This is a genomic window from Paenarthrobacter sp. 10L420, from assembly GCF_056395385.1.
Genome location: NZ_JBFTJK010000008.1, coordinates 129,058 through 153,333, shown reverse-complemented (window position 1 = coordinate 153,333; position 24,276 = coordinate 129,058). Strand labels below are relative to the sequence as shown.

The 24,276-nt window shown below is 61.9% G+C and carries 24 protein-coding genes; 16 read left to right on the top strand and 8 right to left on the bottom strand.

Annotation, left to right across the window (positions count from 1 at the left end; all coding sequences use genetic code 11):
- Positions 1 to 22 precede the first annotated feature (22 nt).
- Together AC1DD5_RS14070 and AC1DD5_RS14065 are read left to right on the top strand one after the other, a co-directional pair.
- Positions 23 to 1,477 carry an NAD-dependent succinate-semialdehyde dehydrogenase gene (locus AC1DD5_RS14070; protein WP_477521847.1) on the top strand — a complete coding sequence of 485 codons (1,455 nt, stop codon included), beginning with the start codon at positions 23 to 25 and terminating at the stop codon, positions 1,475 to 1,477.
- Positions 1,478 to 1,517: 40 nt separating this feature from the next.
- The gene (locus AC1DD5_RS14065; protein WP_477521846.1) at positions 1,518 to 2,210 is read left to right on the top strand and encodes a GntR family transcriptional regulator; all 693 of its coding nucleotides are present in this window, start codon (positions 1,518 to 1,520) and stop codon (positions 2,208 to 2,210) included.
- 76 nt (positions 2,211 to 2,286) lie between these two features.
- Here AC1DD5_RS14065 and AC1DD5_RS14060 read toward each other — a convergent pair whose 3' ends face one another.
- A complete protein-coding gene (locus tag AC1DD5_RS14060; protein ID WP_442002869.1) occupies positions 2,287 to 2,643 on the bottom strand; it encodes a cupin domain-containing protein in 357 nt (118 codons plus the stop codon).
- Between the two features lie 233 nt (positions 2,644 to 2,876).
- Here AC1DD5_RS14060 and AC1DD5_RS14055 point away from each other — a divergent pair, with 233 nt between their 5' ends.
- The gene (locus tag AC1DD5_RS14055) at positions 2,877 to 5,033 is read left to right on the top strand and encodes an amylo-alpha-1,6-glucosidase (protein ID WP_477521845.1); all 2,157 of its coding nucleotides are present in this window, start codon (positions 2,877 to 2,879) and stop codon (positions 5,031 to 5,033) included.
- Positions 5,034 to 5,037: 4 nt separating this feature from the next.
- On the opposite strand, the gene AC1DD5_RS14050 is transcribed toward AC1DD5_RS14055, so the two are convergent.
- Complete coding sequence (locus tag AC1DD5_RS14050) at positions 5,038 to 5,274, bottom strand: hypothetical protein (RefSeq protein ID WP_477521844.1); 237 nt, start codon at positions 5,272 to 5,274, stop codon at positions 5,038 to 5,040.
- Between the two features lie 117 nt (positions 5,275 to 5,391).
- Here AC1DD5_RS14050 and AC1DD5_RS14045 point away from each other — a divergent pair, with 117 nt between their 5' ends.
- Together AC1DD5_RS14045 and AC1DD5_RS14040 are read left to right on the top strand one after the other, a co-directional pair.
- A complete protein-coding gene (locus tag AC1DD5_RS14045; RefSeq protein WP_477521843.1) occupies positions 5,392 to 7,191 on the top strand; it encodes a thiamine pyrophosphate-requiring protein in 1,800 nt (599 codons plus the stop codon).
- A complete protein-coding gene (locus AC1DD5_RS14040; RefSeq protein WP_477521842.1) occupies positions 7,188 to 7,424 on the top strand; it encodes a hypothetical protein in 237 nt (78 codons plus the stop codon). The genes AC1DD5_RS14045 and AC1DD5_RS14040 overlap by 4 nt, the downstream gene beginning before the upstream one ends.
- Positions 7,425 to 7,431: 7 nt before the next feature.
- Here AC1DD5_RS14040 and ilvD read toward each other — a convergent pair whose 3' ends face one another.
- The gene (ilvD, locus tag AC1DD5_RS14035; RefSeq protein WP_477521841.1) at positions 7,432 to 9,294 is read right to left on the bottom strand and encodes a dihydroxy-acid dehydratase; all 1,863 of its coding nucleotides are present in this window, start codon (positions 9,292 to 9,294) and stop codon (positions 7,432 to 7,434) included.
- A gap of 86 nt (positions 9,295 to 9,380) precedes the next feature.
- On the opposite strand from ilvD, the gene AC1DD5_RS14030 reads away from it, so the two are divergent.
- From AC1DD5_RS14030 to AC1DD5_RS14010, 5 genes are all read left to right on the top strand, one after another.
- Positions 9,381 to 10,214: a helix-turn-helix transcriptional regulator gene (locus tag AC1DD5_RS14030; RefSeq protein WP_477521840.1), complete on the top strand. Its 834-nt coding sequence runs from the start codon at positions 9,381 to 9,383 to the stop codon at positions 10,212 to 10,214.
- Positions 10,215 to 10,395: 181 nt separating this feature from the next.
- Positions 10,396 to 11,127, top strand: a complete 732-nt coding sequence (locus tag AC1DD5_RS14025; RefSeq protein WP_477521839.1) for a hypothetical protein — start codon at positions 10,396 to 10,398, stop codon at positions 11,125 to 11,127.
- Positions 11,128 to 11,193: 66 nt separating this feature from the next.
- Positions 11,194 to 11,901 carry a FadR/GntR family transcriptional regulator gene (locus AC1DD5_RS14020; RefSeq protein ID WP_477521867.1) on the top strand — a complete coding sequence of 236 codons (708 nt, stop codon included), beginning with the start codon at positions 11,194 to 11,196 and terminating at the stop codon, positions 11,899 to 11,901.
- A 136-nt stretch (positions 11,902 to 12,037) separates the two neighbouring features.
- Positions 12,038 to 12,499, top strand: a complete 462-nt coding sequence (locus AC1DD5_RS14015; RefSeq protein WP_477521838.1) for a hypothetical protein — start codon at positions 12,038 to 12,040, stop codon at positions 12,497 to 12,499.
- 142 nt (positions 12,500 to 12,641) lie between these two features.
- A complete protein-coding gene (locus AC1DD5_RS14010; RefSeq protein WP_477521837.1) occupies positions 12,642 to 13,526 on the top strand; it encodes an SGNH/GDSL hydrolase family protein in 885 nt (294 codons plus the stop codon).
- A gap of 4 nt (positions 13,527 to 13,530) precedes the next feature.
- Here the strand turns inward: AC1DD5_RS14010 and AC1DD5_RS14005 are convergent, their stop codons facing one another.
- On the bottom strand, positions 13,531 to 14,637 hold the full coding sequence (locus AC1DD5_RS14005; RefSeq protein ID WP_477521836.1) for an EAL domain-containing protein: 1,107 nt from the start codon (positions 14,635 to 14,637) through the stop codon (positions 13,531 to 13,533).
- Positions 14,638 to 14,807: 170 nt separating this feature from the next.
- On the opposite strand from AC1DD5_RS14005, the gene AC1DD5_RS14000 reads away from it, so the two are divergent.
- From AC1DD5_RS14000 to idi, 3 genes are all read left to right on the top strand, one after another.
- Complete coding sequence (locus tag AC1DD5_RS14000) at positions 14,808 to 15,623, top strand: CPBP family intramembrane glutamic endopeptidase (protein ID WP_477521835.1); 816 nt, start codon at positions 14,808 to 14,810, stop codon at positions 15,621 to 15,623.
- A gap of 120 nt (positions 15,624 to 15,743) precedes the next feature.
- Positions 15,744 to 17,009, top strand: a complete 1,266-nt coding sequence (locus AC1DD5_RS13995; protein WP_477521866.1) for an Nramp family divalent metal transporter — start codon at positions 15,744 to 15,746, stop codon at positions 17,007 to 17,009.
- A gap of 168 nt (positions 17,010 to 17,177) precedes the next feature.
- The gene (gene idi / locus AC1DD5_RS13990; protein WP_477521834.1) at positions 17,178 to 17,717 is read left to right on the top strand and encodes an isopentenyl-diphosphate Delta-isomerase; all 540 of its coding nucleotides are present in this window, start codon (positions 17,178 to 17,180) and stop codon (positions 17,715 to 17,717) included.
- Here the strand turns inward: idi and AC1DD5_RS13985 are convergent.
- The gene (locus AC1DD5_RS13985) at positions 17,704 to 18,255 is read right to left on the bottom strand and encodes a MarR family winged helix-turn-helix transcriptional regulator (protein ID WP_477521833.1); all 552 of its coding nucleotides are present in this window, start codon (positions 18,253 to 18,255) and stop codon (positions 17,704 to 17,706) included. The genes idi and AC1DD5_RS13985 overlap by 14 nt on opposite strands.
- Before the next feature lie 168 nt (positions 18,256 to 18,423).
- Here AC1DD5_RS13985 and AC1DD5_RS13980 point away from each other — a divergent pair, with 168 nt between their 5' ends.
- The gene (locus tag AC1DD5_RS13980) at positions 18,424 to 19,974 is read left to right on the top strand and encodes an HNH endonuclease (protein WP_477521832.1); all 1,551 of its coding nucleotides are present in this window, start codon (positions 18,424 to 18,426) and stop codon (positions 19,972 to 19,974) included.
- Positions 19,975 to 20,036: 62 nt separating this feature from the next.
- Here the strand turns inward: AC1DD5_RS13980 and AC1DD5_RS13975 are convergent, their stop codons facing one another.
- Both AC1DD5_RS13975 and AC1DD5_RS13970 read right to left on the bottom strand, forming a co-directional pair.
- On the bottom strand, positions 20,037 to 20,372 hold the full coding sequence (locus tag AC1DD5_RS13975; protein WP_477521831.1) for a hypothetical protein: 336 nt from the start codon (positions 20,370 to 20,372) through the stop codon (positions 20,037 to 20,039).
- Positions 20,373 to 20,403: 31 nt separating this feature from the next.
- Positions 20,404 to 21,159 (bottom strand): class I SAM-dependent DNA methyltransferase, encoded by a 756-nt coding sequence (locus AC1DD5_RS13970; RefSeq protein ID WP_477521830.1) that lies wholly within the window; start codon positions 21,157 to 21,159, stop codon positions 20,404 to 20,406.
- A 110-nt stretch (positions 21,160 to 21,269) separates the two neighbouring features.
- Between AC1DD5_RS13970 and AC1DD5_RS13965 the strand changes: the two genes are divergently transcribed.
- Entirely contained in the window at positions 21,270 to 21,656 is a 387-nt protein-coding gene (locus AC1DD5_RS13965; protein WP_477521829.1) for a hypothetical protein, read from the top strand.
- Positions 21,656 to 21,856 carry a YegP family protein gene (locus AC1DD5_RS13960; RefSeq protein ID WP_477521828.1) on the top strand — a complete coding sequence of 67 codons (201 nt, stop codon included), beginning with the start codon at positions 21,656 to 21,658 and terminating at the stop codon, positions 21,854 to 21,856. Before AC1DD5_RS13965 ends, AC1DD5_RS13960 begins: the two co-directional genes overlap by 1 nt.
- A 51-nt stretch (positions 21,857 to 21,907) precedes the next feature.
- Here the strand turns inward: AC1DD5_RS13960 and AC1DD5_RS13955 are convergent, their stop codons facing one another.
- The gene (locus AC1DD5_RS13955; protein ID WP_477521827.1) at positions 21,908 to 24,271 is read right to left on the bottom strand and encodes a glycoside hydrolase family 65 protein; all 2,364 of its coding nucleotides are present in this window, start codon (positions 24,269 to 24,271) and stop codon (positions 21,908 to 21,910) included.
- Between the last annotated feature and the right edge of the window lie 5 nt (positions 24,272 to 24,276).

Here is a 24,276-nt window from a genome sequence, read left to right as displayed (position 1 = left end):
CCTGATCACTGAAAGAGCGACCATGACCACCTCCTTTGACCCCACCACCATCCCAACGGACCTGTTCATTGACGGAACGTGGCAGAAAGCAACCAGTGGAGCCACCTTCGCCGTTGAGAACCCTGCCACGAACGAAGTGATTGCCCACGTTGCCGACGGCGGTCCTGAAGACGCTGCCTTGGCTATTCAGGCAGCGGGTCGCGCCCAGGCGGAGTGGAGCAAATCCACTCCGCGCCAGCGGGCCGATATCCTTCGGCGCGCTTTTGAACTGGTCATCGCCAACACGGACCGGCTCGCGGCCATCATGACTGCGGAGATGGGCAAGCCACTCGCAGAAGCGAAGGGTGAGGTGGCGTACGGTGCCGAAATGCTCCGCTGGTTCTCGGAAGAAGCAGTCCGCATTGGCGGTGACAGTGCCAGCTCCGTGGATGGAAACACCCGTATCCTCATCACTAAGGAACCGGTGGGTCCCTCGGTTCTGGTCACTCCGTGGAACTTCCCGCTTGCCATGGGCGCCCGCAAGATCGCCCCGGCCGTTGCTGCCGGCTGCACCATGGTGTTCAAACCTGCTGAGCTGACACCGTTGACGTCGCTGGCCTTGGTCGCCCTGTTCAAGGAGGCCGGTCTTCCCGACGGCGTGCTGAATGTTGTGACAACGTCCACCGCCTCCACGGTGGTCCGGACCTGGACTGACAGTGGCATCGCCCGAAAGATCAGCTTCACTGGCTCCACGGAAGTGGGCAAGGTTCTGCTGAAGCAGGCGGCGGACAACGTGATGCGCTCTTCGATGGAACTCGGTGGCAACGCCCCGTTCATCGTCCTTGCCGATGCAGACATCGAAAAGGCCGTGGACGGTGCCATGAAGGCCAAGATGCGAAACATGGGCGAGGCTTGCACGGCAGCAAACCGCTTCTTCGTCCACCGTTCGGTGGTAGAGGAATTTGGCGAGAAGTTCTCCAAGAAGATGTCAGAATTGCAGGTAGGCAACGGCGCCAAGGCTGGTACCGACGTCGGGCCCCTCATCGAACAGAAGGGCCTGGAAAAGGTCGAAAGCCTCGTTGCAGATGCAGTATCCAAGGGAGCACGCGTACTGACCGGCGGAAGCCGTCCGGATGGCCCCGGCTATTTCTACACCCCCACTGTCCTGGTGGATGTGCCCACAGACGCCGCACTCATGAGCACGGAAATCTTCGGCCCGGTCGCAGCAATCACCGCGTTCGACAGTGAGGACGAAGTTCTCCGCCTGGCAAACGATACTGAGTGGGGCCTGGTGGGGTACGTGTTCACAGAGAGCATGGACAAGGCACTGCGGTTCTCCGCGGAACTGGAAGTCGGAATGGTCGGCCTGAACACCGGCCTGGTTTCCAACCCCGCGGCACCGTTCGGCGGCGTCAAGCAATCCGGGCTCGGACGCGAGGGCGGAAAAATTGGAATCGAAGAATTCCTGGAGTACAAGTACACCGCAATAGCGGTCTAATAGTTTCAAAATTGCCGAAGCATGAAATGAGGGGATGTCAATGGCGGCACCGGAGGGAATGTTCGTATTGGAAGGCCGGCCCACGGCCCAGCTGATCGCTGACCAATTACGTGAGCTCATTGTCCAAGGGGCCTTCAGACCTGGCCAGCAGGTCAATGAATCTGCCTTGGCCAGCCAGCTGAGCACTTCGCGGGGTCCGCTTCGCGAGGCTCTGCAACGGCTTTGCCAGGAAGGCATCCTGGTGAGCAAACGCAACCGCGGTGTCTTCGTGCTGGAGCTTTCCACGCAGGATGTCAAGGAGATCTACGCTGTCCGTGAAGCAGTGGAGTTGGCCGCGGCAAACACGCTTTTGGACTCGGACGCAGAGCAGGTGGCGGACACCTGCCGGGAGCTCAAGGGCATCATCCGGAACATGGCCAAGCAGGTTGCGGCCTCGGACTGGCAGGCCATTGCCCGCCTCGACATGCAATTCCACACGGCCTTTGTTTCAGGCACTGGAAACACGCGGCTCATACGTATTTATGAGACTCTTGCTGCCGAATCCAGGATGTGTATTTTGAGCCTGGAGGTGGCATATCCCCGCATTGATGCACTTGTGCAGGAGCACCAGCAGCTCCTTGACCTCCTTGAGGCCCGGGACCGCGATGGACTCCAGCAGGCCATCAAACGCCATATGCAAAAGGCCGTGGAGGACCTTACTTCCAGCCCGGAAGTAACGGGAATTACTGCTTAGGCGGGAATTACTGCCTAGGAAAGTCCCTATACAGGAAGGGCCCGGTTCACGTGAACCGGGCCCTTCCTGTATGCAGTTAGCTTGTGGGAACGTCCGTGACAACCCACATCTTCCGCAGCGTCTCGTGGATGGTCCAGGTGCCCGTCCATCCTGCCGGAGTAACGAACAACGTTCCGGGACCGATGTCGAAGCTGGTTCCGTCTTCTTCAGTGATGGTCGCCTTGCCACTGAGGATCTGGCAGATCTCGTCATAACCCGGGCGGGTGCTCTTGAACACGCCCGGCGTGACCTCCCAGATGCCCGTCTTGTGGTTGTCCCGGGCCCACAAACGGAACGAGACCTCAGTCTGGCCCGGCGTGCTGGTGGTTGCTTTAGGGATGTGCTCCCCCGGATCCTGCGTTGTTGCGTCGCTCATGACAGTGGCCTTGATCATGGATTCTCCTTCTGGGCTGCGCCCTTTTGAACGTGCCTGCCGTCTTTGGAAAGCACAGTTTCCATCCTAGCAATTGTCAACAATCGACGATAGACGTCATGCCGGAAAATATTCACCGGCCCCCTGCTAGCCCCGGCAAGCCAGCAAGAGTACCGTCGAGGTGACGATGTAGCAGGACAGCCGGGAGCCCGGGAGAGGGACTGGCCGTCCTTGGTTCTTAGAGGAGCCATGCAGTGGCTGGATGGAATGCAGATACAGCAGCCGGACCCCTCGGCGCCGGGACTGTCACCTTGGTGGAAGGCACGTCCTTCTGCATCTCCCTGCCCAACGGCGATATTCACCCGGATCATCCCCACGGCATGTTTTTCCAGGACACCCGGATCCTCTCCGATTGGGTCCTCACCATCAACGGCCAATCGCTGGAGCCCCTGACTGCCCAGACGAAAGAGCCCTACAGGGCAGCCTTTGCCGGCCGCGTCACACGATCCGACGGGTATGCGGATACGCCGCTGATCGTGGAGCGCTTACGGGAAGTAGGCGTGGGAATGGTGGAGCATGTGACCGTCCGCAACCATTCGATGGAACCCGTGGAATGTTTGGTCGAATTCGCAGTCGGCTCGGACTTCGCGGACGTTTTCGAAGTCAAGGAAGCACGGGTCCAGAGGCAGTGGGAGGAGTCCCGCGAGTACCACCACAACACACTGACCATCCGCTCCAGGTGGCAGGATGTGCGGAAGTCCGTCGTCGTAAGTTCCGATGTTGCCGAGGCGACCCGCGAGGGCCTCAGATATCAGACCACTATCCCTCCACGCGGGCACTGGAGCACCGTGGTCACCATTGCTCCCGGAACTGAGGGAGGGGCGCCTGCAGCGCCTGTGGTGCGTCCCGCCGTCGGCGAGCTGTCCCGCAGCGATCAGCGCCGCCAGGAATGGGTGGCCAAAATTCCCGTGCTGCACATGGGTAACCACTCCATCGAGAGGACACTGCGGCGCAGCTATGACGATCTCGGCGCCCTCCGCATTGAAGACCCCACTCACCCGGACAGGGTGGTTGTGGCAGCAGGAGCGCCGTGGTTCATGACGCTGTTTGGCCGTGACTCCCTGTGGGCCTCGGAGATGGCCATGCCCGTTGATCCGTCACTCGCCCTGGGCACGCTGCAAACGCTGGCTGATCGGCAAGGCAAGGTGGTGGATCCCATCAGCGAGGAAGAGCCCGGGAAGATCCTGCATGAAGTGAGGCTGGACGTCTCCAGCGGCCTGTCGCTCGGCGGCAAATCCGTTTACTACGGCAGCATCGATGCCACTCCGCTGTTCGTGGTGTTGCTGGGTTCGGTCAGCCGGTGGGGGTTCGCCAAGGACACTATCGCGGCCTTGCTGCCCAATGCGGACAGGGCCCTGGACTGGATCCGGGACTACGGCGACAGGGACGGCGATGGATTCGTCGAGTATCAGCGGCTCAACGACCGCGGGCTGATCAACCAGGGCTGGAAGGACTCGTGGGACGGCATAAATTTTGCGGACGGGCGTCTGGCGGAGCCGCCAATCGCACTCTGCGAAGTTCAGGCGTACGTCTATGACGCGTACATGGCGCGGGCGTGGATAGCCTACGACGCCGGTGACGCACCTTTGGCCCAGGAACTCGCGGATCGGGCGGCGGAGTTAAAGGTCCGGTTCAACGAGCAATTCTGGATGCCGGACCGCGGCTATTACGCCATCGCTTTGGACGGCAAGAAACGGCAGGTTGACGCATGTGCCTCGAATATGGGGCACTGCCTGTGGGTGGGGTTGGTGGACGAGGACAAGGCGCCACTGGTGGCCGAACGGCTGATGTCTCCGGAGATGTTCAGCGGCTGGGGCGTACGCACACTCGGAACCGACATGGGCGCCTACAACCCGGCCAGCTACCACAACGGTTCTGTGTGGCCGCACGATAACGCCGTGATTGCCGCCGGCCTGATGCGCTACGGGTTCGTGGAAGAGGCCCAACGAATTTCGACAGCGTTGCTCGAAGCGGCCGACTACTCCGAGGGTCGCCTGCCGGAGCTGTTCTGTGGCTTCAGTAGGGAGCAATACAGCGAACCCGTACCGTACCCCACCGCGTGCTCGCCGCAGGCGTGGGCAGCAACTTCGCCCATCCAACTGGTCACCAGCCTCATGAGGTACGACGCCCACGTGTCACGTGGCGGGTTCTGGATGGATCCCCAACTGCCGGCGTCCTACGGCGACCTGCATATCACCAACGCTCCCATGGGTGGCGGCCGGGTAACCATCGATATCGCTGATTCCGTTCCCACCGTGCAGGGGCTTCCGGAAGGGATGGTCTTCCACAGAGGACACCGGCCCTGGTTGACCGAGCTCGTGCAGCAGGCCGGGCTCCGGAAGGAGGGCTGATTGCCTACGAAGTTGCCATCAAATCGGCGGCAGGGCGGGAACCCTGGCTACCGACTGTTTCGCGCATGATCCAGAGGGCCGGCGTGCCGTGCAGGGCAGGCATCACTTCGCCCTTGGTAATGAGACGCGTGGCCCTCGGATCTCCGGCAACTGACCACCATCCGGTCTTCGGGCAGTGGTGCCCTGTGCGCGATGTTTCAACGAGCTCTGGAGCCAGGGTAGCGGGGCGTCGCTTCTTCATGGGAGGTCCTTCACGCAAGGGGGCTTCGGCGGATGCTTGGCCCGGGGTTCGGGTGATGAACCAAGCGTAGCAATTGTCAACAATTGACGATAGTACCTAGCGAGAGGAATTTCAGGCATGGCCGAGCGAACAGTTTCGGATCTCATCGTGGAACGCCTTCAGGCGTGGGGCGTGGACAGGGTTTTCGGCTACAGCGGGGACGGCATCAACGGTTTCATGGGCGCGCTCCGCAGAGCTCAGGATGCGGTGGAATTCGTGCAGGCCAGGCACGAAGAAGCAGCCGCCTTCATGGCCGTCGGACACGGAAAGTACACCGGCGGCGTGGGGGTGGTGACTTCGACGCAAGGTCCCGGCGCTATCCACCTGCTCAACGGGCTCTACGACGCCAAGATGGACGGCGTTCCAGTGGTGGCGATCATTGGCCAGCAAAGCACCACAGTCCTGGGCTCGGCCTACATGCAGGAAATCGACCTGCTGACAGTGTTTAAGGACGTTGCCGCACAATTTGCACAGCTCGCCAGCTCCCCGGAACAGGTTCCCATGCTCCTGGATCGCGCGTTCCGTACGGCGCTGGAGACGAAGTCCCCGTGCGTCGTGATCATCCCCCACGACATCCAGTCCGCCGAGGCACCCGAACTCGAACATGAGCACGGAATCGTTGTCACCGCCCCTGTATGGCACCCCGCACGGGTGATGCCGCGGGAGGAAGACCTGGATGCCGCCGTCGAGATCCTTTCCAAAGGTGAGCGGGTAGCGTTCCTGGTGGGCCAGGGCGCCCGGGGTGCCCGCACCGAGGTCCGGGCGCTGGCCGAAAAGCTGCAGGCCGGCCTCACCACCAGCCTGCTGGGAAAGCCGCACGTCGACGAGATGCTGCCTTTCGCTGCCGGCACCATGGGCCACCTCGGCACTTCCGCGAGTGCCTACGTCCTGAACAACTGCGACACCCTGCTGATTATCGGCTCGAACGATCCCTGGACCGAGTTCTACCCGAAACCTGGAACTGCCAAAGCTGTCCAGATCGACGTTGATGGCCGGAAGATCGCCAACCGCTACCCAGTGGAGGTTGGTTTGGTGGGCGACGCGGCAGAGACGCTGGCCGCACTCACCATGCGGCTCGATCAGCAGCCCAACCAGCCCGAAAGCGCACGCGCCCAGTGGCGTTCCGACGTCGAAACCCAGGTCCGCGCCTGGCGTCACCTTTCAGAGGAACGCGCCAGCATACCCGCCGATCCCGTGAACCCGGAACTAGTGATCCGCGAACTCAACGGCAGGCTTCCGGACAACGCACAGTTGAGTATCGACGTCGGCAGTTGCGTTTACTGGTACGCCCGCCAACTGACCCTTCCGCCGGGGGTCCCGGCCCATCTAAGCGGCACGCTCGCCAGCATGGGCGTCGCAATTCCCTATGGTCTGGCTGCAAAGCTGGCCCACCCGGACCGGCCTCTCGTGGCACTAGCCGGCGATGGCGGGATGCAGATGCTGGGCGTGGCCGAGTTGATCACCGTCGCGCACCGGTGGCGCGACTGGGCCGATCCCCGGTTCGTGGTGTGCGTTTTCAACAACCGCGACCTTGCTGAGGTGTCCTGGGAGCAGCGCGAAAACGAGGCCGAACCACGGTTCAACGCCAGCCAGGAAATCCCGGACTTTCCCTACGCCGCCTATGGGGAGCTGCTGGGCCTGGCCGGGATCCGCGTCGAGGACCCGGCCAAGCTCGGCGACGCGTGGGATTACGCGTTCTCAGTAGACCGCCCTGCCGTCCTGGAGGTCCTGACAGACCCGGGCATCCCGCTGCTTCCGCCATTCCCTGCCGGTGAAAAGAAACTGGAAGACATGCGGTCCGCGCTGGCAGATGAAGGCGCCGACGGCGAGCGGGCCCGGAAGCTATTGGACAGCTATGCGGAGGCGGAGTCCCAATGAACATCCAGCAGTGGTGGACGCAGTTGAGTCCCATGACCCGTGAATGGTTGATAAATAACAACGGCGCCGCCGTGCCCCCGGAAATCGTTGCCGAGATCGCGGGGGCCGGCGGACCACAACCGGCTGATTCGTGGTGGGTCGCAGAGGAGGATAGTCCGGGACTGCAGATGCCCGACGAAGCCATCGATTGGATCGAGGCAATCGCCAACGAAGAAGCGCCCGAACAGTCCTAACTGACCCTTAGAGGTTCTCCACCAAAGAGACGTCGCGCACGGCTCCCTTGTCCGCAGACAGTGCCATGGCAGCGTAGGCACGCAGAGCGGGCGAAACGTGGCGCTCGCGATCCTTCGGCTTGTAGCCGCCGTTGACTTCGAGCTTTTCGCGGCGTTCGGCGAGAATCTCGTCCGAGACCTGCAGCTGAAGGGAGCGCTGCGTAATGTCGATGCTGATGATGTCGCCATTCTCCACCAAAGCGATGGCGCCGCCGGAGGCAGCCTCCGGCGAAATGTGCCCGATCGACAAGCCGGAGGTTCCCCCGGAGAAGCGGCCGTCCGTGATGAGGGCGCACTTCTTGCCCAGGCCGCGCCCCTTGAGGAACGACGTCGGGTACAGCATTTCCTGCATGCCCGGGCCACCCCTGGGGCCTTCGTAGCGGATGACCACCACGTCGCCTTCCTTGATGGTCTTGTTCAGGATCATTTCCACGGCTTCGTCCTGTGACTCGCACACAACTGCCGGGCCTTCGAAGGTCCAGATGGACTCGTCCACGCCCGCGGTCTTCACCACGGCGCCGTCCACTGCTACGTTGCCGCGCAGCACAGCCAGGCCGCCGTCCTTGGAGAAGGCGTGCTCCACGGAACGGATGCACCCACCCTCCGCATTGGTGTCCAGGGACGTCCACTCGTTCGACTGCGAGAACGCGGTGGAGGAACGCACGCCACCAGGTGCCGCGTGCCACAACGCCTGCGCCTCTTCGGTGGCCTTGCCCCCACGGATATCCCAGTCGTCCAGCCAGCCGTCCAGGTCGGTGGAGTGAACGGAGTGGACGTTCTTGTGCAGGAGGCCACCGCGGTTCAGCTCACCCAGCAGCGCGGGGATGCCACCGGCGCGGTGTACGTCCTCCATGTAGTAGGTCTTGTCTCCGGCGACGTTCGGGGCCACCTTGGCCAGGCAGGGCACCTGGCGGGACTTGGCGTCCATCTCTGCCAGGCCGTAGTCCACGCCTGCTTCCTGGGCTGCGGCCAGCAGGTGCAGGATGGTGTTGGTGGAACCGCCCATGGAGATGTCCAGGGCCATGGCGTTGTCAAAGGCCTCGGCGGTGGCGATGGAGCGCGGCAGTACGGAGTCGTCGTCGCCGTCGTAATAGCGCTTTACGAGATCGACGACGGTGGCGCCGGCCTTTTCGTACAGCGCCTTGCGGGCTGTGTGGGTCGCGAGCACGGAGCCGTTGCCCGGCAGGGCCAGGCCGATGGCCTCGGCGAGGCAGTTCATGGAGTTGGCGGTGAACATGCCCGAGCAGGAACCGCAGGTGGGGCAGGCGTTCTCTTCGATGAGGTTGATGTCTTCATCGGAGATGGATTCGTCCACGGCGTCGGCGATCGCGTTCACGAGGTCCAGGGAGCGCACCGAGCCGTCGGTGAGGGTCACGCGGCCGGCCTCCATGGGACCGCCGGAGACGAACACTACCGGGATGTTCAACCGCAGCGCGGCCATGAGCATGCCCGGGGTGATCTTGTCGCAGTTGGAGATGCAGACCAGGGCATCGGCACAGTGTGCGTTGACCATGTACTCAACCGAGTCGGCGATCAGGTCGCGGGACGGCAGGGAGTAGAGCATCCCGGAGTGGCCCATGGCGATGCCGTCGTCCACGGCGATGGTGTTGAATTCGCGCGGCACAGCCCCGGCGGCGAGGATCGCGTCGGAGACGATCCGGCCCACGGGGGCTAAGTGGGTGTGGCCGGGGACGAATTCCGTGAAGGAGTTGGCCACGGCAATGATCGGCTTGCCGATGTCCGAGCTAGCGACGCCGGAGGCGCGCAGCAATGCGCGGGCGCCGGCCATGTTGCGGCCGTGGGTGACTGTTCTGGAGCGAAGTGCAGGCATAAGTACCATCCTGCTGTTGTTCTACGACGGGTGGAAGACGGTACTGCTACTAGTAGTGAAAGTACCAGAGTAATAGTGTTGAGTCCGTGAAAGATGAGAGGCGCAAGGAACTGGGACTCTTCCTCAGGACCCGCCGAAACCAAGCCCTCCGCTCCGACTATGGACTTCCCCCTGTGGGGCGGAGCCGCGAACGCGGCCTCCGCCGGGAAGAGATCGCGTTCCTGTCCGGAGTCAGCGTCACTTGGTACACCTGGCTTGAGCAAGGGCGGGATATCAGCCCTTCCCGGCAGGTGCTGGAGGCCGTAGCCCGCACGCTGCATTTATCCGACACGGGTCTGAGCTACGTCCTGTCCTTGGGCGGCTACTCGTCCGCCATGCCTGCCCGTCCGGTTGCCGCCGACGCCCCCGCCCACGTGCAGCGGCTATTGGACGCGTTGGATCCGAACCCTTCCTACGCTCTGTCCCCCGACTGGGGCATCGCTGGGTGGAATCGCGCCTATGAGGCGCTGTACCCAAACATCGGTACCTTCGACGCCGTGGACAGGAACCTGCTGTGGCTTGTCTTCACCGACCCCTACATCCGCGATCTGCTTCCCGATTGGGACGTCACCAGCAAGAGATTCCTTGCCGAGTTCAGGGCAGAGACCGGGCAAAGGCTGGGCGATCCCGATGTTGAGTTCCAGATTGAACGACTCAAGCAGGACAGCCCGGAGTTCCAGGAAAGCTGGGACCGCTACGACATCTTGGGCTTCGAGTCCCGTGAACGGCTTTTCCATCACCCTGCCGTGGGCGTGCTGCAGCTGGAGCACCACCAGGTCTCGCCGTCGGACAGGCCCGATCTCCACATCGTGGTCTACACACCGGCGCCCGGGAGCGATGCAGGCGAACAGATGCAGCGGCTAATGAGTGTGGCGGGCTAGAGTGCATGTCGGCAGCAAAACGTGTCGCATATTTCCAGCAAATATTTTCCGTGTGTAAATTGGCAGCTAACGCCCTCGCCTATGTAAATAGATGCATTTCCTCCGACTGTTGACAACAACCACGGCAGCCCTTGACACTAATCGCAGATAGTTGTCCGGCTAAAACGGAAGAAGCACCCAAATGAACGCGCTAAGACCACATTTCGTATTTACGGCATTGGCGCTAATGGCTGGACTCATTTCTTGCGCATCCGAAGCGCCCAAGCTTGGCGAACATGAGTCAAATCAGCAAGCCAGCGCGTCCACATCAGCAGAATCCAATGATGCATATGCCAACATCCCCAAGGACCAAATTCAGGAAACTGGGACGGATGTTGACTTCCTATGGGATCCGACGGATCCATTTTACGGATATAACAAATATCCACTTGTCGCGCGAGTGTATGTCGATTCTATCGACGGCGGGCGCACATTCAGTCCGGTTTCCAATCAAAATGTTTTCCCGCAGACTATTGGCAGGATGACGATCCGCGAAGTTTATAAGGGTGATATCAAGCCGGGCGCGCAAGTAAGCTATTCACGCCCGGGCGGGATCGTTACCCGCGATGATTACTGGCACGGCCTCAATCAGGCACAGAGGGACAAGATCCTTGGCCTGAATAACGGCGGGAAGCCCAATGACACAAAATACGTGGAAGTCAGGATCGCGGACGACATCGATATTGAAGTGGGCAAAGAATACATAGCACTCCTCTCGCCGCAGTCTTCAGACGATGGAACCGTCGTCGAATATTCCATAAGCGGATATCACTATGGCCTTCGAGAGGCCAAAGGCTCCGGCGGCGGGACAACGGCCCTCAACAACCAGACGCAAACCTGGGAGAGCCTTGGCAGCTTTGTAAAGCTGCCCTAGCCTGGAGCGCAACTCCCCGCGTAACAAGTTGCCCCACTCTGTGAGCCATGCCATATTCAATCCATGATCAGCCTGTTGGACAGCTGGACTGCTGGACAAACCAAAGTCGTAAGGGTCGGTGCCGCCGAGGCGGTGCTTGCCACCCTGAGGGCTGCCATTGAAGACGGCAGCCTTCCAGTAGGTTCACGCCTGGATTCGGAAGCCACATTGGCGCAGCAATTCGGTGTCAGCAGGACGATGGTCCGCGAGGCCCTGAAGTCCTCAAACGCCTTGGGCCTGACCGTAACCCGGACGGGCAAAGGCACATTCGTCATCGCCGACAAAGTTGGCCAGGACCTGAAACTGGGCAAGTACTCGGCGCGCGAACTCCTGCAGGCACGGCCTCACATTGAAGTGCCGGCCGCCAGCTTGGCCGCGGAACACCGCAGCGAACAGGATGTTGAATCACTCCGGGAAATCCTGCGGGCCATGGACGGAGAAGAGGACCTGGAACAGTGGGTCATCCTCAATTCCGAGTTCCATGCGATCATCGCCCGCAGCAGCGGCAATGGCGTCTTCGCATCGATGCTTTCCGATATCGATGAAGCCATGGCCAACCAGTCCAGCACCTTGAACCAGGTGGTGGACCGGAGGAAGGAATCCGGACTTGAGCACGCGGCCATTTTCGAAGCCATCGAAAAGGGCTCGGCCGAGGATGCAGGGATCGCCATGATGCGGCACCTTCATGGCGTAGAAGGATCACTTGGAGCTGTCCTACCGGTCTCGGCGCCATAAAGCCCCGGATCGAACACCACAGCCCACCACACCATTCGGACGGGTTCAACGACGAATCCCCACCGTCTCATTGCGCCCCGCGGGGTGCCCGACCATAGGAAATGATGACAAAAAAGTCGACCGCTTGGACACGGCCATGACAACGACTTCCATCAAAGCCCCCACCCGAACCACGAGCAAGACCCGAACCCAACTCACCAGAAGCCAAATCCTCAACTTCCTTGCTCGCAATGGCGCAAGCAAGGTTTCAGATATCACCCACGGCGTCACAGCTTGCAAAGATACCGTCAAGGCCCGCCTCTCGGAACTGGAGGAAGAAGGATCCATCCGGGCCAACGTTCCTGCCGATATCCGCGGAAGAACCACGCCCTACTACTCACTCACCACGGCCGGCCTTCCGCCGGAGATACCAAAAATGGTCATCACCGTGCACATCAAGCACGCTGCTGACGGCCGGTTGACGTTGGAATTCGACGACTACCCGGGGCTCACCACCACAGCCCGGAGCTTCATCGATATACCGGCGGCCACCCGCAACGCCGCCTCACGTTACACCGGGCACCCCGAGGACAGCTTCGCAGTCCACATCCGCTTCTGAAACAACGACGGCGGAACGCACCTTCCGCGAGGTACGCGCCATGGGTGCGGGCCGCCGTCGTGCGTCATCTCCGGCGCCGTTCCGCGCCAGTTGACACATCAAACCCATGGCTTTGCGCCGCAGGAGAGCGCAATATGGGGGAATGAACGCCCCGAGCGCCGATGGTCCGGCGCAGGGTGGTCCTGCCGCATTCGGGACCCGCCTGCACCCGTGGAGCCGCTACGTGGCCATGGGTGATTCTTTCACCGAAGGGGTAGGCGATCCAGAGCCCGGCAGCCCGGGCGGACTAAGGGGTTGGGCTGACAGGGTTGCCGAAGAGCTGGGCGCCGGACACGAGGACTTCGCCTATGCGAACCTCGCAGTGCGGGGTCGGCTGCTCCACCAGATCCTGGAGGAGCAAGTGGTCCCCGCCCTTGACCTGAAGCCGGATCTCATCACGCTCAACGCCGGGGGAAATGACCTGCTGTTCCACAGGAGCGATCCAGACAAACTCGCACTGGAGCTGGATGCCGGCGTGAAAGTTCTGGCCGCCACCGGCGCAACAATCCTGCTGTTCGCGGGCCCGGACTGGGGTGCGACCCCGGTGCTCGGACATACCCGCGGCAAAGTAGCCATCTTCAACGAAAACATGCGCATCATCGCTGCCCGCCATGACGCCGTGATCGCCGACCTCTGGGCGCTGCGCCAGCTCACCAACCCCCAAATGTGGGATCCGGACCGGCTGCATTTCTCCCCACTAGGCCAGCACACCATCGCCATGATGGTGCTCGATACGCTCAATGTCCCGCACACCTTGGAGCCGATGATTCCCAAGGCACTGCCTCCCCGCAGCTGGCGGGAGGCCAGGGCGGACGATATCGTCTGGGCGCGCGAACACTTGGTTCCCTGGGTCCTTCAACGTCTCACGCAAGGGCTGGCTGAAGACCACGGGCACCCCAAGCGGCCGGATCCCGGGCCTGTTTTTGGCGCCGGGATGCCGCCGGGGACGTACGTGGGTACCGACCCGCACAGTGAAGGTGGAACCTAGGAAACTAGCCCGTCGGCTGGGCCTCGGCTTGCGCGCGAATGCTCCAGGCGGACCAGTCCAGGGGGTGAACAGAGGGTCGTCCGAGCAAATATCCCTGGGCGGCAGTCACTTTTAAGGCCGTGACTTCCTTCAGTTCAGCAGGTGTTTCGATGCCCTCCGCAACCACCGCAGCTCCAACTTCGCGGGCAAGCTCGACCACTGCCCTGGCCCGGATCCGTTGTCCCTCGCTGCCTTCGATGCCTTCAATCAGGTGGCGATCGAGTTTGATGATGTCCGGGCTCAGCTCGCTTAACCTGTCCATGGAAACGAAGCCTGCCCCGGAAGCGCTGACGGCCACACGCAAACCGAGGGAGCGCAGCTGGCCAAGTCCGTCGTCGCGCGTTTGACCTTCAACTGCTTCCAAACTGCCGGTAAGTTCAACGATGATCCGTTCCGGGGCCAGCGACGCACCTGCGAGCAAGTTCCGCACTCTCGGGTCACGGGACGTTGCCGGAGTGAGGTTCAAGGCAACGTACATGTCGTTGGGGACGTCCTTGGCGGCAGTCAGCGCGCAGTGAAGGGCCGCGATCTCCAATTCGGTGCCCAAGCCTGCTTCCGCCGCCTCGCGGAACCATACGTCGGCGCCCGCGCCATCCTCACCGACGAACCGGGTCAGCGCCTCGACGCCGACTACGTTTCCATCCGGCAGGGCGTGGACAGGCTGGAAGGCTGTCAGCAAAAGCTTGTCCGCGAGGATTGCCTGGATGTCTTCCCGAACGTCCTGACTGACAGGAACAGTCACCGTGCGCGCTGCGTCGGAGGACTCAAGGTGGACACTCGAAACCTCCTTCAGAAGCGGAACCGCAGGCTCTGACGCCGAGGTCTTCCGGGTTTCCAGCAGGTGCTCCAGCAAGGCCCCCTCGGGATCCTCTGGACGAGCTTCGACGAGCCGGCGAAGTTTGTTCCTGGCCCCTTCACTCTTGGGATCAGAATCAGCGAGGATGGCATCGATGATGTCCATTACCTGTTCGCGCATGGTCATGTCCTGGGCAAACGGGGGCGCCTCGACGTCCTCCGCTGATGTGTGGTCAGCACCGCCGCCCGGTGGAAAAGAGCCCGCTTCTTGAGCCATTGAATATTCCTTTATGAGTGTCCCCCGCTGGCTATGCCAGACATGACCTGACCCGGAAAAGCATGGGCCCTGCCACGAATCTTACAGAGAATTCGCCCATTCCAGTTATGGGTCTGAGGCAGTGTGGGAAAACCGTGTCGTCCGGCGGCCCGCACTGACATGCTTGAGGTGTGATGTCGACTTCCACGGAATCCCGGACCGTGCTCACTTGGAAGCTTTTGCCAGCAGCGCTTCTCTCTCTGTCCGGCGTGCCGCTTTTCGCCCTGGGAAACGATTTTCTCGGTTACGCACTCCTGGCGGCCAGTCTTGTCACCGCTGCGTTTATCGACTACAGCTTGATGCGTCATCTCGCGTTGGTTGCAGCTGGAATGGCCACGATCAGCCTCGTGCCGCTGAACGCGGATCTGAGCATCGAGCACATGGTGCTCATGGGCGGGGCCCTGGCCTTGGCCGTGCTGGTTCCGTGGCTTGTCTCCCGCTTGCTGTACGGCGAAAAGATCATCAAGTTTCCGGTCAACACAGGCCGTCCATGGCCGCTCGCCGCCAAGCTGTACCTGGTGGGCGTCGTAGCGCTTGGGTACTTCATCCTGCCGGCCTACCTGATCGGGACCGGCGTCTACCAAAACTGGCCGGACGCTTCAGATCCCACCGTCTTCTGGCGGCTCTTCCTCGGAGTGAACGCGGTGGGCATTTGGGATGAGCTGTTCTTCATCTGCACCACGTTCACGCTGTTCCGCCAACACTTCCCCGACTGGCTGGCCAACCTCCTGCAAGCTGTGGTCTTCTCGTCCTTCTTATGGGAGATCGGCTATCAGGCCTGGGGTCCACTGCTGACATTCCCGTTCGCACTGCTGCAGGGCTATACGTTCAAGCTGACGAAGTCCTTCACGTATGTGGTGTCAGTGCATCTGCTCTTCGATTTCGTTCTCTTCCTGGCTTTGGTACACGCGCACAACCGTGGTTGGTTGCCGATCTTCCTGTATTGAACGATGCGCCCTGAAGCCGCTCGTTGAACCATGACCTGGATCGGGCGAAAATGGAGTGCCTAAAAACTACTTTTCGGTATGCCTAACTTTCGGTTATCCTCAGAACAGACTTCCACGATGATGAGGATGAAAACGATGACCGCCCCCACCCTGCAAAGACGACCCGCACCGGCAAAGGTGTGGTCGCGGCTACTCCTGCTCGGCCCTGCATTCGTAGCGGCGATCGCCTATGTCGATCCCGGCAACGTGGCCGCAAACCTGACGGCGGGAGCAAACTACGGTTACCTGCTCGTGTGGGTGCTGGTGGCAGCCAACGCCATGGCAGTCCTGGTGCAGTACCAATCAGCGAAGCTCGGCCTGGCAACCGGCCTGAGCCTTCCGGAAATTCTCGGCAAACGGCTTGGAACCAAGCGGCGGCGCCTTTATTGGGTGCAGGCCGAGATCGTTGCCGGCGCCACGGACATGGCCGAGGTGATTGGCGGTGCGGTTGCGCTCAATCTTTTGTTCGGGCTTCCACTGCTGGCCGGTGGCGTCATCGTTGGCCTTGCATCAATGATGCTGTTGGCGCTGCAGTCCCGCCGCGGACAGCGCTCCTTTGAGTACGCGATCCTGGTATTGCTGGGAATCATCGCTGTCGGGTTCGTATCCGGTTTGTTCGTCAATCCTCCGGACGCCGGAAGCGCACTGGGCGGTTTGCTGCCCCGCTTTGAGGGCACAGATACGGTCCTGTTGGCCGCAAGCATGCTCGGTGCCACCGTGATGCCACACGCGATCTATCTACACTCGGCCTTGGCGAGGGACCGGCACGGCTTCTCCGAGAACCCGGCCGTGCGGACGCGGCTGATCCGCGCAACCCGCTTTGACGTTGTTGGCGCCCTATTGCTTGCCGGCGTGGTGAACATTTCGATGCTCTTGCTGGCTGCTTCCAGCCTTCGGGGCATTGAGGGAACGGACACGATTGCCGGCGCCCACGCGGCCGTGACATCGGCACTTGGGCCGGCAATCGGCATCATCTTCGCGATTGGCTTGCTGGCCTCCGGCCTCGCGTCGACGTCGGTGGGCTGCTATGCGGGTGCCACCATCATGGGTGGCCTCCTGAAGGTCCGCATCCCCTTGCTGACACGCCGTGTAATCACCCTGATTCCAGCGTTGATCATCCTGGGAGCAGGTGTTGAGCCCACCCTGGCACTGGTGCTGAGCCAAGTGCTGCTTAGCTTCGGAATTCCGTTCGCGCTGATCCCACTCATCAGACTCACCGGCAAGCGCGAGGTCATGGGTATCCATGTGGACTCCAAGCCATTGAAGATAGCGGGCTGGACCAGTGCCACCTTGATCGTTGGCCTGAACATAGTGCTCATTACTCTGACTATCAGCGGCCATTCCTAACGCCCTACCCAGCCCAGGTCCGGCGCTGCCGCCCTGCCGCGTTTATGGGGCGACCAGCAGTTCTCTGACCTGCTGAACATAGGCCTCGGATAGCCTAACTTCACATGCTAAGCTTCTAGCTAGCTTATCTAGCAATATTGAAGTAAGGGCGCCGAGGGAAGGCGTGTAGTGAACGCGACAGAAATGGTCGTCCTTCTCGACGACGCCGGCAGGCCCATCGGCGAAGCCCCCAAGGCCGGGGTTCACACCCAAGACACCCCGCTGCATCTGGCATTTTCCTGCTACTTGCTCAACGGCCTCGGCGAGCTCCTCCTTACGCGTCGTTCCCCCGAGAAGAAGACATGGCCAAGTGTCTGGACCAACAGCTTTTGCGGGCATCCAGCTCCCGGCGAGAACCCTGAGGATGCGGTTCTCCGACGCGCCCGCTACGAACTGGGAGCGGAAGTCGGGCGGATCGAACTAGTCCTCCCCAGCTTCCGTTACCGCGCTGTGGACCCTTCAGGCATCGTCGAGAATGAGATTTGTCCGGTCTATGTTGCCCGGATCCTTGGACCGCTCAGGCCAAATCCGTTCGAAGTCGCTGACTACGCATGGATGACGCCGGGGCTCCTTGCACAAGCCCTGGAGAGGACTCCTGCTGTCTTCAGCCCATGGCTGGTACTGCAATTTGCCCAGCTCATCCAGGAGCCGAACTTCATGAAGCGGTAAGTCCCGGGTCCTTTTCGTCACTCGGGTCTTCATCAGTTGGGTCTTCGTCGATCGTGTCCAAGGCCTCGCGCATGTTCTGCAGGAAGTCCATCACCACGCGCGCTTCTTCTGGGCCCAGGGTGCTGGCAACGTCCAAAATGCGGCGATGCATTCCGCCCAGCGTGTGCCGGACTTCCTGATCCGATCCGGGAGTAGGCCGCAGAATCAGGGCCCGGCGATCCGTGGGATGCGATTCCCGCCGGATGTGGCCCGAGTCCACGAGGCGATCGATCAGTGTGGTCATTGACGCCGACGTGATGCCCAGACGGTCACCCAGGTCCTTTGGTTTCATCACCTTGCCCGCGGCCTCGGCTTCGAAAAGGTAGCGCAAGGCCAAGAGGTCCTTTTCACCCATGCCCATGGCCGAACGCGTCCTTCGACGCATAGCCTGTTCCGAGACACGATAATCCCGCAGGGCATTCAGGACGTCAACGGCAACGGCTTTCTGTCCAGGGTCCTTGCCGTACCAATAGCCCTTCGCGTGGCCGTTTGCGTCCATCCCCAGATCCTTCGATAAACGTGAAGCTTGTTTCCCTAGCATCTGATCCTAATCCACAGTGCTGGATGGCGGAGGATGGCATGGTCTGCGTGATCTGCACAAGACATTCGGGGGTTTTCCACATAGGCACATTGCCCAGCAAATAAAGTCTGTGGCTGCTGGAAGAGTATGGGTATGGAGCGGAATCGGGAGTGCCAAGCAGGCGGGGTGGCTTCCGCTGAGCCTGTACCTGGGACCGCCGATTCCGCCGGCCCTGGCTCCCGTGGCTCTAACGCTGAGGAGCTGCTCGCCGGGGTTGCCTCTTTCCGGGTCGGCTCAGCCAGCAGTGAGTTGATCGATCAGATCCGTGGCTTGGAAGAGGTGAAGTCAGCGATCGCGGCCGTGCAGGCGCGAGCGTCGGTGGCGTTTGACCTTGCCCAGCGCCGCGAACAAGCCTCTGCCGGAGTCCCCTCCGCTGAGCAGGGCCAGGGTGTTGGCGCGCAGATCGCCCTGGCCCGGCGTGAATCACCGAACAAGGGGTCCCGGCTCCTCGGTCTGGCCAAGGCGCTGGTGTCGGAAATGCCGCGCACCATGGCAGCCCTGGAAACCGGGCACTTGAACGAATGGCGGGCCACGCTGCTCGTGAAGGAAACAGCCTGCCTGTCCGTCCAGGACCGGGCCGCCGTCGATGAGGAACTCGCCCCCGACACCGGAACGTTCGACGGCGCCGGAGACAAAACCATCATCGCCGCCGCACGAGCCGCAGCCTACCGTCGGGACCCCCGCTCCGTGACCCAGCGCGCAGCCCACGCCGCCTCTGAGCGGTACGTCAGCCTCCGTCCGGCTCCGGACACGATGACCATCCTCACCGCGGTGCTCCCGGTCGCCCAGGGAGTCGCCGCGTATGCAGCGCTCACCCGCCACGCCGACTCCGCCCGCTCCGGCGGGGACACCCGGAACCGGGGCCAGGTCATGGCCGACACCCTCGTCGAACGCCTCACCGGCACCCTAGGCGGGGTCACCGGTATTGATCTGCAGCTCGTGATGACCGACCGGACCCTCTTCCAAGGCGACAGCGAACCAGCCCGGCTCCAAGGCTACGGAATCGTCCCCGCACAATGGGCCAGAACGCTCCTCACTGGAGGGCAGGCTGCTCCAGACGCAGGGGTGAAAGGCGGAGCCGAGGGGCAGGCTGAGGTGAGCGCAGAGCCCAAGGAGGGTAATGACTTTAGGGTCTTGCTCCGCCGGCTCTACACCGCACCCGCCTCCGGTGAACTGTTGGCCATGGACTCCAAAGCCCGGCTCTTCCCACCAGGGATGCGGCGCTTCATCGAAACCCGGGACGACACCTGCCGCACCCCCTACTGCGACGCGCCCATCCGCCACATCGACCACGTGCTTCCCTGGCATAACGGCGGTGCCACGAGCCTGACCAACGGCGCCGGGCTCTGCGAAGCCTGCAACCACACCAAAGAAAACCCCCGACGGAACGTCAGAACAACCCCCGACGGCCGACATGAACTGGAAGTCAGCACACCAACAGGACACACCTACCAATCCAAAGCCCCACCCTTGCCGGGCCACACTCGCTCCCCAGCAGCGTCACCGCCACCGCCTTCACCATTGCAGTCAGCAGCACCCACAACAGCTTCGTGGTTACCAACTTCGCCTGTTACCAACTTTTCCATGGCGGGGATGCTGTTGGAGAACGTCGTGCTGCACCACCGCAGTTGGAACTGACACCAGACTGGGTCCCTGGTACGGCTCGATCCCCAGGTACGACTCGATCCCAGGTACGAGGACTATGCCGAACAAGCTTCCTTCAATGCCTGGACCGACTCAGCCGGGACCTCGTCGCCTGCTTCGGCAATCTGGTTCAGCGGAGTCGTGATTTCGGCGGGAACACCGGCGGTTCGGGCAGCAGTGACAAGCCCGCCGAGTACCTGCTTGTCCTCAACACTCACCAATCCGTCCTGGACCACGGCGCAAATTTGTTTGTTGACTTCCTCGGCAGCAGCAGCGGCCACCTTCGAGGCTGCTTCGCTGGCAGCGTTCCCGGCAGCTTCCTCCACGGAGCCGCAGCCGGCGAGGAGGAGAAAGAGGGGCACGGCGGACAATGTTGCAAGGCGGCGATTCATGCATTCCAGCCTAACAATCCCAACCGGGGGCTTAGATTTCCGTGAGCCGGTACACCGATACGTGGCTTCGGGATTCTGCGGTGAATTCGCTGCGGTCCCAGTCGGCCCATCGGGATTCGAGCTCAAACCCGGCTATCCGCGCCATGAGATCCAGCTCGCTCGGCCAAATGTATCGGTGTGGTGTCCGATCGATGCGTGCGGCCCGCCCGTCGGATAGGTCGGGGCCGAATCGCACGTGATGCGAGATGACGTGCTGCTGGAGCACGTCATAACTGTCCACCAGAAGATACCCGGGCTCGCTCACTTCAACAGTTCCTCCGTGTCCGGGTGGGAGCGAACGAAGCTGTGGCACCCAGAGCTCAATGAGGAAGCGGCCGCCTGGTGCAAGATGGCGGGCAGCATTCTGGAAGCACCGGATCTGCTCATCCTGGGTCAGCAGATTGGCGATGGTGTTGAACACCAGGAAGGCAAGCGAGAAGTTCGTGCCCACCCCCGCCAACGTCATATCCCCCTGAACCACTGGAATCCGGTCCTCACCGGCTTTCTCCCGTAATCGGGCGATCATCGCGTGGGACAGTTCGATGCCGCTGACCCGGACGCCCGCCTCCGAGAGGGGGATGGCCACCCTGCCCGTACCAATGGCAAACTCGACGGCGGGACCGTCTCCCGCTAGGTCCGAGAGAACCTCCACCGTGGGGCCGAGCACCTCTGGGGAGAACATTCCTTCCCCGGGGGTGTCGTACTGAGTGGCGGCTTCCTCGTCCCAGAGTTGTTGCTGGTTGATCATCTTGCCACTATTGCAGATCACGTAATCATTGACATGACATAACTCACATTCTGTAAGCTGGATTGAAAGTCACGCAGCCGGCTTCCCTCGATCTATTTCGGGAGGTCCGCATGGCCCCCAATTCCCTCAAATCCGAGATCCTCCTCGCACATGGAGGCGTATCTTCCGCGGCTGCTGTCGCTCGAAGAAGAGCGGCAGGACACCATGTTGCGCCCAACAAACCTGACGCCCTCCTCGGGGCGATAGCCGTACGGCAACTGTTTCACCGCTGGCCTTTGGTTCCGTCCCGCGAACTCGAACGCATCCGCCACGTCCTCATCCATTGCGATCAGCTGGGCTCGGCTGATACCCATCACTTGTCCGAGCCTGCCCAGGCGCTTCTTGAGCTCATCAACAACGAGCTGGATCGGCGCCAATCTGCTGGCCATCCGCAAGCGGACGACACACAGGCGGACAACACGCATACGGCAGACGCAATGCAGCCGGGTGCCGCTTAATGGCAGGGCATTTCGAAGTCGTGGACGCCACTGGCGGCGACTGCAGGGTCCGCCTCGTGGATGACGACGGAATCGAACTCGCGCTCACCGTCACCTATAGGGACAAAGGCGCAGCAGCGAAGGCCATCTACACGCTGAGGGAAATCGCAGCTAGCGGTCTCATTGAGGACCACACGTCCACGTTTCCCTCGCCCAACTGAGACAGCCCAACTGAGGGACAACCCAACTGAGAAGCCAGTCCACGTGCCGGTCTATGCCCGAACGATAGGCAGTCCTGCCGTCGGGAAGACGCTGGGAAAGATCGACGGCGGCGGGACGGGTACCGTGTCCAGCGGCACCGTGATGGTGTCCGCGCTGACGGTGACGTCGTGATCCCGAACCCGGATGGGCAGTTGCTCATCGCTGTAGCCCGAACCTGTCAAGAGCGCCAGCGCGATGGATCCTTGCATGAGCTCCACAGACAGCAAACGGCCACGGACCTTGAGCCGGAAGGAGAGGCCCTCCCATTCCTCAGGGAGCCGCGGATCGAAGCGCAGTACCTCGCCTTGATCCCGCATTCCGGCAAAACCGCAGACCAACGAGCTCCAAATTCCGCCGGTGGAGGCGATGTGGACGCCGTCGATCGTGTTGCCGTGTGAGTTGTCCAGGTCAATGAACAACGCTTCGGTGAAGTGCTTCAGCGCGACGTCGCCATACCCGACTTCGGCGGCCATGATGCCCTGCACGCAGGCGGAGAGGGTGGAGTCACCGGTGGTAATGGGATCGTAGAAGTCGAAGGCACGCTGCTTTTCCTCGGCTGAGAAGTCCTGCCACTGGAGGAACATGGCCAGCACGGTGTCGGCCTGCTTAAGGACCTGGTGCCGGTAGATCACCAACGGGTGGAAGTTCAGCAGAAGCGGGTACTTGGACTTGGGCGTATTCCAATCCCAGGGCTCCAAGGTCATGAAGTCGTTGTCCTGGCTGAAGACCTCCAGGTGGGGATCGTAGGGCAGGGACATGCGCTCGGCAGCTTGGCGCCACACCAATCGTTCGGTGTCAGCGATGCCTTCGTGCTCCAAGGCAGCTGCGGCACGGAGGTTAAACCGGGCCATGACGTTTGTGTAGAGGTTGTCGTTGACCACGGCGGTGTACTCATCCGGCCCGGTGACGCCGTGGATGTGGAAGAGGCCGTCCTTGCCGAAGAAGCCCAAGGAGACCCACATGCGTGCCGTCTCAATCAGCAGGTCGGCGCCGATGTCGGAACGGAAGCTCGCGTCGCCGCTGGCCCATTCGTAGCGGTTGGCGGCAAATGCGATGGCTGCTGCGATGTGGAACTGTGCTGTTCCGGCCGCGTAGTAGGCACTCGCTTCCAGCCCGTTGATGGTGCGCCACGGGAACAGGGCTCCGTCCACGCTGAGTTCCTTGGCGCGAACACGCGCATCCGGAAGCATGGCGTGCCGTGATTCGAGCACTTTCCGGGCACCGTCGGGGCTGGTGTACGTCAGGTACGGGAGGAGGTAGACCTCTTGATCCCAGAAGTAGTGGCCCTCATACCCGGAGCCGCTCACGCCCTTCGCCGGAATGCCGGCGACGCCGGCGCGGGCTGTTGCCTGCGCCAGCTGGAAGAGTGCCCACCGCACGGCCTGCTGGAGTTCGGGCTGCCCACCGATGGCGACATCCGCGGTGGTCCAGTACTGGCTGTAGTGGGCATGGCTCTGCGCGAGGATTTCGGAGAACGGCACCAGATTGGCCTCGGCGTCTGCGGCCAGACTCTCGCCGCCGTCGTCATCGGCAGTCAGGGCGCGTCCGGCCACGACGTAGCTGACCGTCTTCTCCAGACGGAAAGCTTCGCCGCTGCTGATAGCCAGGACGTAGCGGACGGAGGACTCGTCCTCTGCCACGACTGTCTCGAAGGGCTGGCCTTCGGCGGAGATCCAGTGATCCACAGCCATCGCGATGCGCTGGCGGGATTCCGAGGTCTCCCACGCCAGGCGCAGGGAGCCATCGGCTCCCTGAAGGTGCAGCGGCAGCAGGACACGGCCGGCGTGCCGGCCGGATCGCCGGGGATCATGGACAGAGTGGTCCTCCACAGGCTGGTCCTGCCGGTTTACGACGCCGGAAACGATGTCCGCGGACACGTCGCGGTCAGCGCTCACGGACAGTTCCAGGCCAAGACATCCGCGCGAATCGAACCCGACGGCCCGCCGCTCCACCGTAGTGACCGTAGCGCCGGAGCGGCACGCCCACGTGGTGGTTTCCTCATAGACACCTGTGGAGAAGTCCACACTCCGGTGATAGTCCAGCACCGTGGATTCGGCCAGGCTCAGGGCCTCGCCATCGATTGATACCGTGAAGTTATTGGCGTCCGGGACGTACACAATCCGCTGGCCGGTCCGCGCAAAGCCGTACGCATTCTCGGCGTGCTTGATGTCCCAGATCTCGTGGAATCCGTTGATGAACGTGCCGGGAAGTTCGCCGTCGCCACGCGTGGAATGGGCGCCACGGACGCCAAGGTGGCCGTTGCCAAGGGCGAACAGCGTTTCCAGGGTTCCCTCGTCACCGGGGACGTGGATACTTTCCACGAGCTTCCAAGGCTCGCAGGGAAAGCGCAGCCGATCAGAGCTGATGAGTGCCATGGGCT

Bases quoted from the DNA above. Each gene is read 5' to 3' on its own strand.
- AC1DD5_RS13960 (WP_477521828.1), top strand. From the start codon at position 21,656: ATGGCAGGGCATTTCGAAGTCGTGGACGCCACTGGCGGCGACTGCAGG.
- ilvD (WP_477521841.1), bottom strand. From the start codon at position 9,294: ATGCCTGCACTTCGCTCCAGAACAGTCACCCACGGCCGCAACATGGCC.
- AC1DD5_RS14025 (WP_477521839.1), top strand. From the start codon at position 10,396: ATGAACGCGCTAAGACCACATTTCGTATTTACGGCATTGGCGCTAATG.
- AC1DD5_RS13995 (WP_477521866.1), top strand. From the start codon at position 15,744: ATGAGGATGAAAACGATGACCGCCCCCACCCTGCAAAGACGACCCGCA.
- AC1DD5_RS14005 (WP_477521836.1), bottom strand. From the start codon at position 14,637: ATGGCTCAAGAAGCGGGCTCTTTTCCACCGGGCGGCGGTGCTGACCAC.
- AC1DD5_RS14040 (WP_477521842.1), top strand. From the start codon at position 7,188: ATGAACATCCAGCAGTGGTGGACGCAGTTGAGTCCCATGACCCGTGAA.
- AC1DD5_RS13985 (WP_477521833.1), bottom strand. From the start codon at position 18,255: ATGGACGCAAACGGCCACGCGAAGGGCTATTGGTACGGCAAGGACCCT.
- AC1DD5_RS13965 (WP_477521829.1), top strand. From the start codon at position 21,270: ATGGCCCCCAATTCCCTCAAATCCGAGATCCTCCTCGCACATGGAGGC.
- AC1DD5_RS13980 (WP_477521832.1), top strand. From the start codon at position 18,424: ATGGGTATGGAGCGGAATCGGGAGTGCCAAGCAGGCGGGGTGGCTTCC.
- AC1DD5_RS13970 (WP_477521830.1), bottom strand. From the start codon at position 21,159: ATGATCAACCAGCAACAACTCTGGGACGAGGAAGCCGCCACTCAGTAC.
- AC1DD5_RS14045 (WP_477521843.1), top strand. From the start codon at position 5,392: ATGGCCGAGCGAACAGTTTCGGATCTCATCGTGGAACGCCTTCAGGCG.
- AC1DD5_RS13955 (WP_477521827.1), bottom strand. From the start codon at position 24,271: ATGGCACTCATCAGCTCTGATCGGCTGCGCTTTCCCTGCGAGCCTTGG.
- AC1DD5_RS14065 (WP_477521846.1), top strand. From the start codon at position 1,518: ATGGCGGCACCGGAGGGAATGTTCGTATTGGAAGGCCGGCCCACGGCC.
- AC1DD5_RS14050 (WP_477521844.1), bottom strand. From the start codon at position 5,274: ATGAAGAAGCGACGCCCCGCTACCCTGGCTCCAGAGCTCGTTGAAACA.
- AC1DD5_RS14010 (WP_477521837.1), top strand. From the start codon at position 12,642: ATGAACGCCCCGAGCGCCGATGGTCCGGCGCAGGGTGGTCCTGCCGCA.
- AC1DD5_RS14015 (WP_477521838.1), top strand. From the start codon at position 12,038: ATGACAACGACTTCCATCAAAGCCCCCACCCGAACCACGAGCAAGACC.
- AC1DD5_RS13975 (WP_477521831.1), bottom strand. From the start codon at position 20,372: ATGAATCGCCGCCTTGCAACATTGTCCGCCGTGCCCCTCTTTCTCCTC.
- AC1DD5_RS14070 (WP_477521847.1), top strand. From the start codon at position 23: ATGACCACCTCCTTTGACCCCACCACCATCCCAACGGACCTGTTCATT.
- AC1DD5_RS14060 (WP_442002869.1), bottom strand. From the start codon at position 2,643: ATGATCAAGGCCACTGTCATGAGCGACGCAACAACGCAGGATCCGGGG.